This window comes from Pseudomonas faucium, assembly GCF_021602585.1.
In the GTDB taxonomy this organism is placed as follows: Bacteria; Pseudomonadota; Gammaproteobacteria; order Pseudomonadales; family Pseudomonadaceae; genus Aquipseudomonas; species Aquipseudomonas faucium.
Genome location: NZ_BQIP01000004.1, coordinates 59,954 through 74,983, shown reverse-complemented (window position 1 = coordinate 74,983; position 15,030 = coordinate 59,954). Strand labels below are relative to the sequence as shown.

The following is a 15,030-nucleotide window of genomic DNA, read 5'->3' as shown; positions in this document are numbered from 1 at the left end:
CCTTAAATCGATGAAAAAGGCCCGGCCGCAGAGCGCGGCCGGGCGTTGGTTCAGAGCGCTGGCGCAGTCACCTTGTGCAGGCGCTCGTGCACGGCGTCGAGCAGCGCGCCATGGCCGACGATGGCGTAGTGGTCGGCATTCAGGCGCTGGCTGGAGCGCACTGCGCGGTTCGCTTCGAAAGCCTGGGCATGCTCGGCATTGCAACCGCTCGCCCACCAGCAGTCCAGGCGCGCGGCCACCTCCGGCAGGGTGTGCAGCTGCCGCGAGAGGCGCTTGAGGGTCATGGCTGCGACGAAGGTGCGGGCCAGTTCCTCGCTCGATGGCAGGCTGCTGGCCTCGACACCGTGCAGGCTCTGTTCGATCAACCGCTGCAACTGCGCCGCATCGGCATCGGCCGGCGCCGAGAGCAGCGGCAGGCTGGCCGCAGGGCAGCCGCTGACCACCGCGAGGAAGGCCTGCAGGTCGCCAGCGCAGTCCTCATCCAGCGCAGCGCCAGCTTCGCCCGGCAGGTAGGTGTCCACCAGGCCCAGCAGCTCGACCTGCTGCCCCTGGCTTTCCAGCTCGCGGCTGACCAGCATCGCCAGCGTGCCGCCCAGCGACCAGCCGAGCAGGCGGTACGGCCCTTGTGGCTGCTTCTGGCGGATGTACTGGGCGTAGTCGATGGCCATGGCCTCAAGCGATTCGTCCTGCCACTGGCGGTCGAGCAGCATGCGGTTCTGCAGGCCGTAGACGCTGCACAGGCCGTCCAGGCGCTGGGCCAGCGGGCGGTAGTCGAACACCGTGCCGAAGCCTGCGTGCAGGCAGAACAGCGGCGCCTGCTGCTCGACCTTGCGGTTGAGCAGCAACAGCGGGTCGAGCGCGGCCTGGGGCTGGTCGCTGGCCGGGCACAGCTGGGCAATGGTCGGCCGGGCGATCAGGTCGCGCAGCTTCAGGTTCAGGCCAAGCTCCGGCTGGTTGCGCAGGCGCGACAGCACCTTGAGCACGCCCAGCGAATCGCCGCCGAGCTCGAAGAAGTGGTCGCTCACGCCAACCTGATCCAGCCCCAGCACCTCGGCCCAGATGGCCGCCAGGGCCTGCTGGCGCGGGTCGGCGGGCGCCTGGTAAGCGCGCGCGGGCTGGCTCGGCTCGGGCAGCGCACGGCGGTCGACCTTGCCGTTGGGGGTCAGCGGCAGGGCATCGAGCACCATCAGCTGGGCCGGCACCATGTAGTCCGGCAGCACCTGGCGCAGGTGCTCGAGCAGCGGCGCGGTGGCGCGCTCGCCCGCGCTGCGCACCACATAGCCGACCAGCTGCTTGCCGCTGGCCGCCTCGCGGGCCACCACCACCGCATCGAGCACGCCGGGGACGTCACGCAGGCGCGCTTCGATTTCCCCCAGCTCGATGCGAAAACCGCGGATCTTCACCTGGTTGTCCAGGCGCCCGAGGTAGTCGAACACCCCGTCCTGGCGCTGGCGCACCAGGTCGCCCGTGCGGTACAGGCGCCCGCCGCCGTGGCTGAACGGGTCGGCGACGAAGCGCTCGGCGCTCAGCCCTGGGCGGCGGTGGTATCCCCGCGCCACGCCTTCGCCACCGATGTACAGCTCACCGGCAAGGCCCACCGGCAGCGGGTTCAGGCAATCGTCGAGCACATACAGCGTGCGCTTGCCCACCGCCTCGCCAATCGGTGCATACACCGCGTCGCAGTGCGCACTGGCCGGCGCTTTCCACAGCAGTGGGGTGACCACGGTTTCGGTCGGGCCATAGCCGTTGGTGAGGTACTGGGGCTTGAGCACCTGCTTGACCAGCTCGAAGTTGGCGTCGGCCACCGCATCGCCGCCGAAGCAGTAGATGCGCACCGGCGGCGGGGTCGGCTGGCCTTGGCCGTACTCGGCCAGTTGCTGCAGGTAGGCCGGCGGGAAGCAGGCGATGCTGATCGCCTCGGCGTGCAGCACATCCCAGGTCTCCTGCGGGGTCCAGAGGGTGTTGCCGCGGATCACCAGCTGGCCGCCGCTGACCAGCGTCGACAGCCAGCGCTCCTGGGCACCGTCGAAGGCGAACGACATGAACAGCAGCTCGCGGGTGGCCGGGGTCATTTCGTAGCGTTCGATGATCGCCTGGCAGTGCATGCGCAGCGGGCCGCGCGCCACGGCCACGCCCTTGGGGTTACCGGTGGAGCCGGAGGTGTAGATCATGTAGCTGAGCTGCTCGTCCAGGGCCGTGAGGGCCGGGTCGTGGTCGCTCGACGACAGCTGCGCCCGGTCCAGGTCGAGGCGCCTTTGCGCAGGCACCCCCAGGCGCTCGCCAATGGCCTGCTCGGTCAGCAGCAGGGCGACGTCGGCATCGCCGATGATCCACTGCAGGCGTTCGGCAGGGTAGTCGATGTCCAGCGGCACGTAGGCGGCGCCGGCCTTCATCACCCCGTAGAAGGCGACGATCGTGTCCACCGAGCGGCCCAGGGCGATGCCGACCCGGTCCTCGCGGCCGATGCCGCGTTCGATCAGGGTCCAGGCCAGGCGGTTGGCCTGCTGCTCCAGCTGGGCATAGCTCAGCGCGCGACCGTCGCAGCGCACGGCGACCTGCTCGGGGCGCAGGCTGGCGTGGCGGCCGATCAGCGCGGCCAGGTCCGGCTGTGGCGCGGCGCTCGCCAGCTGCGGCGGCTGGGTTCTGGCGACCGGCAAACCGAGGGTACCGATGGCGGCATCGGGGTTGCCCAGCAGGCTTTCCAGCAAGGCCTCGTAGTGGCCGCGCAGGGCCTCGACCTGGTGCGCCTGGAAGTGGTCCAGGCGGTACAGGAACTCGATGCGCAGGCGCGTGTTCAGGTGCACGGCCAGGTCCATCGGGTAGTTGGTGACATCGCGCAGCTGCGCCTCGCCGAAGCGCAGGCCGGCGTCACCGGCCGACTGCAGGCGCTCGTCGATCGGGTAGTTCTCGAACACGATGATGCTGTCGAACAAGGCCTGGCCGTTGCTTTCGGCCCAGCGCTGGATGTCCACCAGCGGCGTGTGCTCGTGGTCGCGCACTTGCAAGTTGCAGGTCTGCAGCTGTTGCAGCCAGGCGTGCACAGGTTGCGCCGGGTGCGGGGTCTGGATGATCGGCAAGGTATTGATGAACAGCCCCAGCAGGCTGTCGGCGCCGGCCAGGCTCGCCGGGCGCCCGGATACCGTGGCGCCGAAGCACACGGTCGGCTGCCCGGTGTAGCGCTGCAGCAGCAGTACCCAGGCGGCTTGCACCAGGGTGTTGGGGGTGACCCGCAGGCGCTGGGCCTGTTCGCGCAGGCGGCGGGTGCGCTGCTCGTCCCAGTGCAGGTACAGCGCCTCGTGGCCTTGTGCGCCCGAGCGGCTGCGGGTGCCGGCGGCACCGGCCAGTTGCGTTGGCCCCTGCAGCTCGGCCAGGCGCGGGCGCCAGAAGGCTTCGCTGTGTTGTTGGGCCGGTGCCTGCAGCCAGCGGATGTAGTCGCTGTAGCGGCCTTGCCGGGCCGGCAGGGGTTGGCCTGCGTAGCACTGGAACAGCTCGCCGAGCAGGCGCGACTGGCTCCAGCCATCCATGAGGATGTGGTGGCTGGTCAGGATCAGTTGGTGGCGCTCGTCGTCCAGGCGCACCAGCAGCAGGCGCAGCAAGGGCGGGGCGAGCAGGTCGAAGGGGCGGCGGCGCTCGGCTTCGGCGGCCGCGGCCAGGCGCGCCGGGTCGCAGGCCTGGCCGCGCCAGTCCTGTTCACGGGCGTCGAGCCGGCCCTGGCGCAGCACCACCTGCAGCGGCTCGCGCAGGTGCGCTGCCTGCCAGAAGGCGCTGCGCAGCATCTCGTGGCGTTCCACCAGCTGGCCCCAGGCGGCGATGAAGCGCTCGGCGTGCAGGCCCTCGACCGCCACGCTGGTCTGGTTGATGTAGAAGTCGCCGTCGCCGCTGTCCTGGGTGTGGAACAGCATGCCCTGCTGCACGGTGGTCAGCGGGTAGATGTCCTCGACCTGCTCGCAGGGCAGCGGCAGCGTGGCCAGTTGAGCCTGGGTCAGGTGCGCCAGCGGCACGTCGGAGGGGGTCAGGCCGATGCGCAGGCCCTGGCCGCACAGGGCGATCACGGCGCGCAGCTCGCCGGCGTAGTCGTCGGCCAGTTGCTGCATTTGCGCCGGGTCGAACATCAGCGGGCTGAAGCGCCAGTTCAGGCGCAGCTCGCCGTCGAAGACCTGGCCATTGAGCGCCAGCCAGTTCTGCAGCGGGGCGTCCGGGTGCTGCTCGCGGCCTTTGTCTGCCGGGGTGGGGCGCAGCAGGGCGTTGGCATCGTCGTTGCCGCTGTCGAACTGGCCGAGGTAGTTGAAGGTGATGCGCGCGGCGGGCAAGGCGTTCAAGGCTTCGCGCAGCGCCGGGCGGGCATAGCTGCGCAAGGCGCCGAAGAACGCGCCTTTGCCGGGCAGGCTACGCAGCTGCTCCTTGGTCAGCATGATTGCCACGGCCAGCGAGTCGCCGGCGCTGATGCGCGCCGGGTACAGGCTGGTGAGCCAGCCGACCGTGCGGGTCAGGTGGGCTTCGTCGTCGGCAAAGGCTTCGCGGCCATGGCCTTCGAGCTCCACCAGGTGCTCGCGGGCGCCGGTCCAGCGCTGCAGCACGCGCGCCAGGGCGGCGAGCAGCAGGTCGTTGATCTGCGTGCGATAGGCCGCCGGGCATTGCTTGAGCAGGCGTGTGGTGTTTTCGGCGTCCAGGTGGGTGGTGACGCTCTGGCTGTCACGCACGCGCAGCGGCGCGCTGGTGTCGAGCGCGGGCAGGGCGGTGTCGATGCCGCTGCCCTGGTGTTGCCAGAACGCCGCCTCCTGCTCGCCGGCCGGGCTCTGCGCATAGGCCTGCAGGCGCAGCGCCCAGTCCTGGACCGGCAGAGTGCGCGGCGGCAACTGGCAAGGTTGGCCGGCGCTGGCCTGGGTGTAGGCGCTGTGCAGGTCTTCGAGCAGGATGCGCCAGGACACGCCGTCCACGGCCAGGTGATGGATCACCAGCAGCAGGCGTACCTGGCCCTGGTCTTCGCCCAGCACGGCGCGCAGCAGCGGGCCTTGGGCGAGGTCCAGGCTGCCCTGGGCGCGGTCGCACAGGGCCTGCCAGGTTTCGCCGAGGCTGGGGTCGAACTGCCAGAGCAGGTCCGCGCCGGGCGCCTGTTCGCCGAACTGGGCTTGCCACTGGCCCTGAGCTTCAGTGAAGCGCAGGCGCAGGGCATCGTGGGCCGCCACCAGGGCGTGCAGCGCCTGGCGCACGTGGGCCGGGGCCAGCGCCTGGCTGGCCGCGAGCATCACCGACTGGTTCCAGCGCTGCGCCTCGGGCATGGCCAGGGCGAAGAACTGCTGCTGCATCGGCAGCAACAGGCTGTTGCCACGGGCCGGCAGGTAAGTGGCCTGCGCCGCTTGCGCCTGGGTCTGGGTGACGCGCGCCAGGGTGCGCACGGTCTGGTGGCTGAACAGGTCCTTGGGGGTGAAGTGCAGGCCGTCGCGGCGGGCGTGGCTGACCAGCTGGATGGACACGATCGAGTCGCCGCCGAGCTCGAAGAAGTTGTCGTCGATCCCCACTTGCTCACGCTTGAGCACCCGCTGCCAGACCTGTACCAGGCGCGCCTGCACATCATCCTCGGCGGCGCTGTAGCTCGCCTGTGGCTGGGCCGCGCCGGGCTTGGGCAGGGCCTTGCGGTCGAGCTTGCCGTTGGGGCTCAGCGGCATGCTGTCGAGGAAAAGCCAGTGGTTGGGCACCATGTAGTCGGGCAGGTGGGCCAGCAGGGCCTGGCTCAGTTGCTGGCGATCGGGCGCGGGCTGGCCGGCCTTGGCCACCAGGTAGGCGACCAGCTGGTTGTCCACGGCCAGCACCGCAGCTTCATGGATGGCCGGCTGTTCCATCAGGCGTGCTTCGATCTCGCCCAGTTCGATGCGCAGGCCGCGAATCTTCACCTGGTGGTCGATGCGCCCGCAGTATTCGATCACCCCATCGGTGCGGTAACGCGCCAGGTCGCCGGTGCGGTACATGCGTGCGCCGGGCTGGAACGGGCAGGCGACGAAGCGCTCGGCGGTCAGCGCCGGGCGCTGGTGGTAGCCGCGGGCCAGGCCTGCGCCGCCGAGGTAGAGCTCGCCGATGACCCCGGCAGGCTGCGGCTGCAGGCCGGCGTCGAGCACCCAGCAGGCCAGGTTGGCGATCGGCGTGCCGATCGGCACGCTGGTCTTGCCTTCGTCGCGGCAAGTCCAGTGGGTGACGTCGATGGCCGCTTCGGTGGGGCCGTAGAGGTTGTACAGCTTCGCCTGTGGCAGGCGCGCGAATACCTGCTGCTGGGCGTCGACCGGCAGCGCTTCGCCACTGCAGACGATGCGTTGCAGCCCGCTGCACGTGGCGACCTGCTCGTCGAGCAGGAAGGCCTGTAGCATCGAGGGCACGAAGTGCAGGGTGGTGACCTGGTGCTGGTGGATCAGTTGCACCAGGCGCGTCGGGTCGCGGTGGTCGCCCGGCGCGGCGATGGCCAGGCGGGCGCCGGTGATCAGCGGCCAGAAGAACTCCCATACCGACACGTCGAAGCTGAATGGGGTTTTCTGCAGCACGGTGTCGCTGGCGTCCAGCTTGTAGGCGGCCTGCATCCACTGCAGGCGGTTGGCCAGGGCCTGGTGGCTGTTGCCGGCGCCCTTGGGGCGGCCGGTGGAGCCGGAGGTGTAGATCACGTAGGCCAGTTGCTCGGGCGTGCTTGGCAGTTGCGGGTCGTGCTCGGGCTGCGCGGTTTGCGCGGTGTCGAGCAGCAGCACCGGTAAACCGGCTGGCAGCGGCAGCTGATCGCGCAGGTGCGATTGGGTCAGCAGCAGGCCGATGCCGCTGTCTTCGAACATGTAGCTCAGGCGCTCGGCGGGATATTCTGGGTCCAGCGGCACATAGGCGCCGCCGGCCTTGAGGATCGCCAGCAGGCCGACCACCAGCTCCAGGCTGCGTTCGGCGGCGATGCCAACCGGGGTGTCCTGGCGCACGCCTTGGGCAATCAGGGCATGGGCCAGCTGGTTGGCCTGGCGGTTGAGCTGGGCATAGGTCAGGGTGGTGTCGCCGAACAGCAGCGCGGTGGCGTCGGGGGTGCTGCGCGCCTGGGCTTCGAACAGGGCATGGATCGACGGTGCTTGCGGGTAGCGGTGGGCAGTGTCGTTCCACTGTTGCAGCAGTTGCCGGCGTTCATCGGCGGCCAGCAGGTCGACTTCGCCGATGGCCTGCGCGGGCGCTGCGAGCATCTGCTCCAGCAGGCGCAGCCAATGCTGGCCGAGGCGCTCGACGGTGGCGTGGTCGAACAGGGCGCTGGCGTAGGTGAAGCTGGCGCTCAGGCCCTGGGCATCCTCGTGGGTATTGAGGGTCAGGTCCAGTTGCGCGGTTTCGCCGGCCAGGGCCAGCGGCTCGATGTGCAGGCCGTGCTCGGCTGCCGGGGCGCTGTGCTGGGCCGCATCGACCTGGTGGTTGAACATCACCTGGAACAGCGGGTTGTGGCTGAGGTTGCGTTCTGGCTGCAGCGCCTCGACCAGTTGCTCGAAGGGCAGGTCCTGGTGCGCCTGGGCCTGTAGCGTGGTGGCCTTGACCTGGTCGAGCAGCTGGCTGAACGACAGGGTTGGTTGGCACTGGCCGTCGATGACCAGGGTGTTGACGAAGTAGCCGATCAGGTCTTCGGTCTCGACCCGGTTGCGGTTGGCGCTGGGCACGCCGATGCGGATGTCCTGCTGGCGCGTGTAGCGGTGCAGCAAGGCCAAGAACGATGCCAGCAGCACCATGAACGGCGTGGCCTGGTGGGCCTGGGCGCAATGGCGCACGGCCTGGGCCACGGCTGGCGAGATCGCCAGCGGCAGGCGTGCGCCTTCGAAGCGCTGCACGCTCGGGCGCGGGCGGTCCAGCGGCAGCTCCAGCACCGGCACCTCGCTGCCCAGGCGCTGGCGCCAGTAGTCGAGCTGGCGCTCCTGCTCGCCGGCTTCCATCCAGTGGCGTTGCCAGATGGCGTAGTCAGCGTACTGCAGCGGCAATTCGCCAAGCTGGCTCGGCTGGCCCTGGCTGAAGCGGGCGTAGCAATGGGTCAGTTCCTTGACCATCACCTGCATCGAGCGGCCATCGCTGACGATGTGGTGCTGCACCAGCAGCAGGACATGGTCGTCGTCGCCCAGGCGCAGCAGTTCGGCGCGCAGCAGGGCGCCGTTGGCCAGGTCGAAGGGCTCGCGCACCCGCTCCTGGAGGTAGGCCTGTACGGCGGCCTCGTGCAGCGGGGTCACCTGCAGCGGCAGGTCGTCTGCCGCCACCACCTGTTGGGCGACGCCCAGCTCGTCCTCGACGAAGCGGGTGCGCAGGCTGTCATGCCGGCGCACCAGCTGCGCCAGGCTGGCCTGGAGGGCGGCAGTGTCCAGCGCGCCGCGCAGGCGCAGGGCGCAGGGGATGTGGTAGGCGCTGGAGTCACGCGCGAACTGCCACAAGAACCACTGGCGCTGCTGGGCGTAGGACAGTGGCAGGCGCACGAATTCCTCGCGCACCTGCGGGATCGGCAGGCTGGCCAGCGACAGGCCCTCCTGGCGCATCTTCAGCAGGTACTGCCGGCGCTTTTCCAGCGGCAGCAGGACGAAGCGCTTGGCAATCCTCGAAGCGGTAGTGCTGTCCATCAGTGTTCCTCCATTTCGTCGAGCCAGGCTTCGAGGGTGTCGAGCTTGTGTTCATCGACCGCGGTTGTGGTGGTGTCCAGGTGAAGCGCCAGGGCTTCGAGGGTGGGGTGCTGGAACAGCGCCTGCGGGGTGAGCTCGCGGCCCAGCTCCAGCTGGATGCGCGAGACGGTGTTGATCACCAGCAGCGAGTGGCCGCCGAGTTCGAAGAAATCGTCGTCCAGGCCCACCACCTGAACCCCCAGCACCTGCTGCCAGATGCCCGCCAGCTGCTGCTGCAAGGGCGTGTGCGGGGTGCGCAAGGGGCGTTCGGCATTGCTGTCGGGTGGCGCCGGCAGGGCCTTGCGGTCGAGCTTGCCGTTGACGGTCAGGGGCAACTGCTCAAGCCACACGCACTGGGCCGGGACCATGTAGTCGGGCATCTGCGCCTTGAGCGCGGCACGCAGGGCGGCGCTGTCCTGGGGCTGGCCGGGGTGGGCCACCAGGTACGCCAGCAGGCGCGTGCCAGCCGGGCCCGGGGCGGCCAGCACCACGGCCTGGGCCACGCCCGGCTGGGCCAGCAGCCGGGCTTCGATCTCGCCAAGCTCGATCCGGAAGCCGCGCACCTTCACCTGCTGGTCGATGCGCCCGATGTACTCCAGGGTGCCGTCGCCGCGCCGGCGGGCCAGGTCGCCGGTGCGGTACAGGCGGCTGCCGGGTGCCTCGGCGAACGGGTTGGCGACAAAGCGCGTGGCACTGAGGCCGGCGCGGTTGAGGTAACCGCGGGCAAGGCCGGCCTGGCCGATGTACAGCTCACCGATGCAGCCCGCTGGCACCGGGTTGAGCTCGCCGTCGAGCAGGTAGCCGCTGAGGTCGTCGATCAGCTCGCCGATCGGGCTGACGTTGCGCGCCAGGTCCGCCAGGGTGATCGGCCGGTAGGTGACGTGCACGGTGGTTTCGGTGATGCCGTACATGTTCACCAGGCGCGGGCGCTGCTCGCCGAAGCGTTCCAGCCAGGGGCGCAGGGCGGCCACATCGAGGGCTTCGCCGCCGAAGATCACCAGGCGCAGGGCCAGCGCTGGCGAGGCATTGGCGCAGGCGGCCTGGGTCAGCGGCTTGAATGCCGAAGGGGTCTGGTTGAGCACGCTGACGCGCTCTTCCACCAGCAGTTGCAGCAAGCCTTGCGGGTCGCGGCTGAGGGTTTGCGGCACGATCACCAGGCGCCCGCCGTGCAGCAGCGCGCCGAAGATTTCCCACACCGAGAAATCGAAGGCGAAGGAGTGGAACAGGGTCCAGACATCTTCATGGTCGAAGTGGAACCAGCGGTCGCACGCGCTGAACAGCCGCAGCACGTTGCGCTGGCTGAGCAGGGTGCCCTTGGGCAGGCCGGTGGAGCCGGAGGTGTAGATGATGTAGGCGAGGTTGTCGACGCCGCTGCGTGGCGCCGGGTTGTGCGTGGGTTGCTCTGCATGGGCCGCGTCGAGGTCCAGGCGCAGCAGGTTGCCCGCTGGCAGCTCGGTGAGCAGGCCGGGTTGGGCCAGCAGTACCTTGAGGCCACTGTCGCTGACCACGAATGCCAGGCGTTCGGCCGGGTGCGCAGGGTCCAGCGGCACGTAGGCGCCGCCGGCCTTGAGGATGGCCAGCAGGCCGACGATCATCTCGAAGCCGCGCTCGGCGGCCAGGCCAACCGGCACATCGGCGCCCACACCGGCGGCGATCAGGCGATGCGCCAGGCGGTTGGCGCGCAGGTTGAGCTCGGCGTAGCTAAGGGCCTGGCCCTGATGGCGCAAGGCGACGGCCTGTGGCCGGCGCTGGGCCTGGGCTTCGATGCGTTCGGCCAGGGACTGGCTTTGCGCGTGCGAAACAGCGTCGCCATTCCATGCCTCCTGGGCCTGCAGGCGCTCGGCCGGGGCGAGCATGGCCAGGCGCGCGAGCGGCAGCTCGGGGTGCTGCAGGGCCTGTTCGAGCAGGGCCTGCCAGTGGTTGGCCAGGCGTTGCAGGGTGGCGGCGTCGAACAGGTCGCGGTCGTAGGTGAAGGCGGCGCTGAGGCCATGTTCACCCTGGGCTGTGCTCAGCGCCAGGTCGAACTGGGCCTGCTGCGGCTGGCTGTCCAGGGCCTCCAGGCGCAGCCCGCCGAGATGCGCGGCGTCGGCGGCCTGGTGGTGGTTGTACAGCACCTGGAACAACGCCTGCTGCGCGCCGCGTTGCGGCATCAGGTGTTCCAGCAGTTGCTCGTAGGGCAGGTCCTGGTGGTCCTGGGCCTCGATCATCGCCTGGCGGGTCTGGGCCAGCAGCCCGGCGAACGATAGGTCGGCGCTGCAGTCGGCACGCAGTACCAGGGTGTTGACGAAGAAGCCGATCAGTTGCTCGGTTTCCAGGCGGTTGCGGTTGGCCACCGGCACGCCGATGCGGATGTCTGCGTGGCCGGTGTAGCGGTGCAAGACGGCTTGCCAGGCGGCCAGCAATACCATTGGTGTGGTGGCCTGGCGGGCGCTGGCGAAGCGTTGCAGGGCCTCGCCCAGCGGCGCCGGCAGGGTCAGTTGCAGGCGTGCGGCCGGGCGCTTGGAGCCGTCGCGGCGCGGCTGGTCGTAGGGCAGCTCCAGCACCGGCGGTTCACCGGCCAGGCGCGTGCGCCAGTAGGCCAGCTGGCGCTCGCGCTCGCCCGCTTCGAGCCAGCTGCGTTGCCAGGCGGCGAAATCGGCGTATTGCAGCGGCAGTGGCGCCAGGGCCTGGCCCTGGTAGAGCGCGCACAGCTCGCGGACCATCACCTGCATCGACCAGGCATCGGAAACGATGTGGTGCTGCACCAGCACCAGCAGGTGTTCATCGGCGGCCACTTGCGCCAGGCCGACGCGCAGCAGGCGGCCGCTGGCCAGGTCGAAGGGCTGGCCGAGCAGGTTGTGGGCGAAGGCTTCGCGGGCGGCGCCAGCCAGTGGCTGCGCCTGCAGCGCCAGCGACCAGGGGGCGAGCACCTGCTGGCGTGGCTGGGCGCCGTCGAGGGTGAAGGCGGTGCGCAGGCTTTCGTGGCGCTCGATCAGCTGGTCGAAGGCCTGGTTCAGCGCGGCGACGTCCAGCGGGCCTTGCAGGCGCAGCACGCTGGGGATGTGGTAGGCGGTGCTGGCCGGGTCGAGCTTCCACAACAGCCACTGGCGTTCCTGGGCGAAGGACAGCGGCAGCTGCTCGCGCTCGGCCTGGGCGTGGATGGTGGCGGGCGTGGCGCTTTGCAGGCTGGCCAGTGCCTGGCAGAAATCGCCCAGGCGCGGCTGGTCGAACAGCAGGCGCAGGGGGAACTCCAGGGCCAGCTCGTGGCGCAGGCGCGAAACCACCCGCGCCACCAGCAGCGAGTGGCCGCCGAGGGCGAAGAAGTCGTCGGCCAGGCCCACGCGCTCGGCCTTGAGCAGCTCGGCCCAGGTGGCCGCGACCTGCCGTTGCAGGGCGCTGGTCGGCGCCAGGTAGGCGGCCTGCTGTGGCTGCCCGCTCAGCGGCGGCAGGGCCTTGCGGTCGAGCTTGCCGTTGGGGCTCAGCGGCATGCTGTCGAGGAAAAGCCAGTGGTTGGGCACCATGTAGTCGGGCAGGTGGGCCAGCAGGGCCTGGCTCAGTTGCTGGCGATCGGGCGCCATCTGGCCGGCCTTGGGTACCAGGTAGGCCACCAGCTGGTTGTCCACGGCCAGTACGGCGGCTTCATGGATGGCTGGCTGCTCCATCAGCCGCGCTTCGATCTCGCCCAGCTCGATGCGCAGACCACGGATTTTCACTTGATGGTCGATGCGCCCGCAGTACTCGATCACGCCATCGGCGCGGTAGCGCGCCAGGTCGCCGGTGCGGTACATGCGTTCGCCGGCGCGGAACGGGCAGACCACAAAACGTTCGGCGGTCAGGGCCGGGCGCCGGTGGTAGCCGCGGGCCAGGCCTGCGCCGCTCAGGTACAGCTCGCCGATCACCCCGGCTGCCTGCGGCTGCAGGCCGGCATCGAGGATCCAGCAACCCAGGTTGGCGATGGGGGTGCCGATCGGCACGCTGGTCTTGCCTTCGTCGCGGCAGGTCCAGTGGGTGACGTCGATGGCCGCCTCGGTGGGGCCGTAGAGGTTGTACAGGCACGCCTGCGGCAGATGCTCGAACACCTGCAACTGGGCTTCCACCGGCAGGGCTTCACCGCTGCAGATGATGCGTTGCAGGCCGGTGCAGCGGGCCATTTCGCCATCGAGCAGGAATGCCTGGAGCATCGAGGGCACGAAGTGCAGGGTGGTGACCTGGTGCTGTTCGATCAGCTGCACCAGGCGCGCCGGGTCGCGGTGGTCGCCCGGCGCGGCGATGGCCAGGCGGGCGCCGGTGATCAGCGGCCAGAAGAACTCCCACACCGACACGTCGAAGCTGAATGGGGTTTTCTGCAGCACGGTGTCGCTGGCGTCCAGCTTGTAGGCGGCCTGCATCCACTGCAGGCGGTTGGCCAGGGCCTGGTGGCTGTTGCCGGCGCCCTTGGGGCGGCCGGTGGAGCCGGAGGTGTAGATGACGTAGGCCAGTTGCTCGGGCGTGCTCGGCAGTTGCGGGTCGTGCTCGGGCTGCGCGGTTTGCGCGGTGTCGAGCAGCAGCACCGGTAAACCGGCTGGCAGCGGCAGCTGATCGCGCAGGTGCGATTGGGTCAGCAGCAGGCCGATGCCGCTGTCTTCGAACATGTAGCTCAGGCGCTCGGCGGGGTATTCAGGGTCCAGCGGCACATAGGCGCCGCCGGCCTTGAGGATCGCCAGCAGGCCGACCACCAGCTCCAGGCTGCGCTCGGCGGCGATGCCGACCGGGGTGTCCTGGCGCACGCCATGGGCAATCAGGGCATGGGCCAGCTGGTTGGCCTGGCGGTTGAGCTGGGCATAGGTCAGCGTGGTGTCGCCGAACAGCAGCGCGGTGGCGTCGGGGGTGCTGCGTACCTGGGCTTCGACCAGGGCATGGATCGACGGCGCACTGGGGTAGGCCTGGGCAGTGGCGTTCCAGTCTTGCTGCTGTTGCTGGTGCTGGGCGCAGGACGGCAGCTGCAGCTCGCCGAGCGCGCAGTGCGGGTGGTCGAGCATGGCCTGCAGCAGCGCCAGCCAGTCCTGGCCCAGGCGCTGGGCGGTGGCGGCGTCGAACAGCGTGGCGTCGTATTCCAGGGTGATGCGCAACTGCTCGCGGCCGGCCTGAACGTTCAGGCTGAGGTCGAACTTGGCGTTGGCGGGCACGCTGGGCAGCGGCTCGATGCGCAGGCCGGCAAAGCTTGGGGCGGGCTGCTCGGCGTTGTCGCTGGTCCAGTTGAACAGGCAGTGGAACAGCGCGCCGCTGGCGCCCTGGCGCTGCTCGGCAAGCACGTGTTCCAACGGGTGGTCGGCGTGCTCCAGGCAGGCCAGGGCATGCCGGCGGACCTGGTCGAACAGGCCGGCGACGGTCTGGCGTGGGTCGAGGCGGGCGCGGTGGATCTGGCTGTTGACGAAGTAGCCGATCAGTTCCTGGACCTGCTCCTGGTTACGCCCGGCATTGGGCACGCCGAGGATGAAGTCGTCCTGGCCGCTGCGCCGGCCAAGCACCAGTTGCCAGGCCGCCAGCAGCACCATGAACGGGGTCAGGCCAAGGCTGCGGCAAGTGGCCTGGAGCTGGTTGAACAGGCCTGGCGCCATGGCCCATTCACAGGCCCCGGCGGCCTGTGGCGGGCGGCTGCCGCGGGGGTGGTCGGTGGGCAGTTCGAGCAGGGTGATACCGCCATCCAGGTAGCCGCGCCAGTAGTGCGCGGCCTGGGCCTGCGCCGGGCTGGCCAGGTAGGCGCCGCGCTGCCAGTGGGCGAAGTCGTGGTACTGCACGGCCGGGCGCGGCAAGGCCTGCCCGCTGGCATACGCCTGCGCCAGGTCGCGCAACAGCAGCGGGTTGGACCAGGCATCGCTGATGCTGTGGTGGCTGGTCAGCGTCAGCACATGGCGGTCGCTTTCCAGCTGGTACAGGCAGGCGCGCAGCAGCGGGGCCTGGGCGAGGTCGAAAGGGGTGCTGGCGTCAGCCTCCAGTGCCGCTTGCAGCCTGGCCTGCGGCTGGCCGCGCAGGTCGACGCTGCGCAGGTTCAGACGCGCCTCGCGTTCCACCCGCAGGCGTGGCTGGCCCTGAATTTCCTGGATGCACGAACGCAGGATGTCGTGCCGATCGATCACCCGGTCCAGGGCCTGCTGCAGGTCGGCGGCGCGCAACGTGCCCTGCAGCATGAAGGCGCGCGGCTGGTTGTAGGTGGCGGCGTCGGGGTCGAGCTGGGCGAGCAGCCAGAGCTGCTCCTGGGCGAAGGACAGCGGGGCGTCCGTGGTGCCCAGGGCAACGATGCCGGCAGGGGTGGCGGTGGGCTCGTCGAGCCCGCAGAGCAGGGCCAGCAGCGCGTCATCGGTGGAGTGGTCGTGGGGTGTCATCTCGGTCTCGCCATCACTGGAGAATTAAGCGTATTGAGAGAGACGAAGGGGCAGCG

At 69.9% G+C, this 15,030-nt stretch carries 2 protein-coding genes; both read right to left on the bottom strand.

The genetic code is table 11. The annotated features are described in order from the left end of the window. Nucleotides 1–50 precede the first annotated feature (50 nt). Nucleotides 51–8,594 carry a non-ribosomal peptide synthetase gene (locus tag L6D75_RS06755; RefSeq protein ID WP_176516655.1) on the bottom strand — a complete coding sequence of 2,848 codons (8,544 nt, stop codon included), beginning with the start codon at nucleotides 8,592–8,594 and terminating at the stop codon, nucleotides 51–53. Next, nucleotides 8,594–14,974: a non-ribosomal peptide synthetase gene (locus L6D75_RS06750; protein WP_176516653.1), complete on the bottom strand. Its 6,381-nt coding sequence runs from the start codon at nucleotides 14,972–14,974 to the stop codon at nucleotides 8,594–8,596. Before L6D75_RS06750 ends, L6D75_RS06755 begins: the two co-directional genes overlap by 1 nt. Between the last annotated feature and the right edge of the window lie 56 nt (nucleotides 14,975–15,030).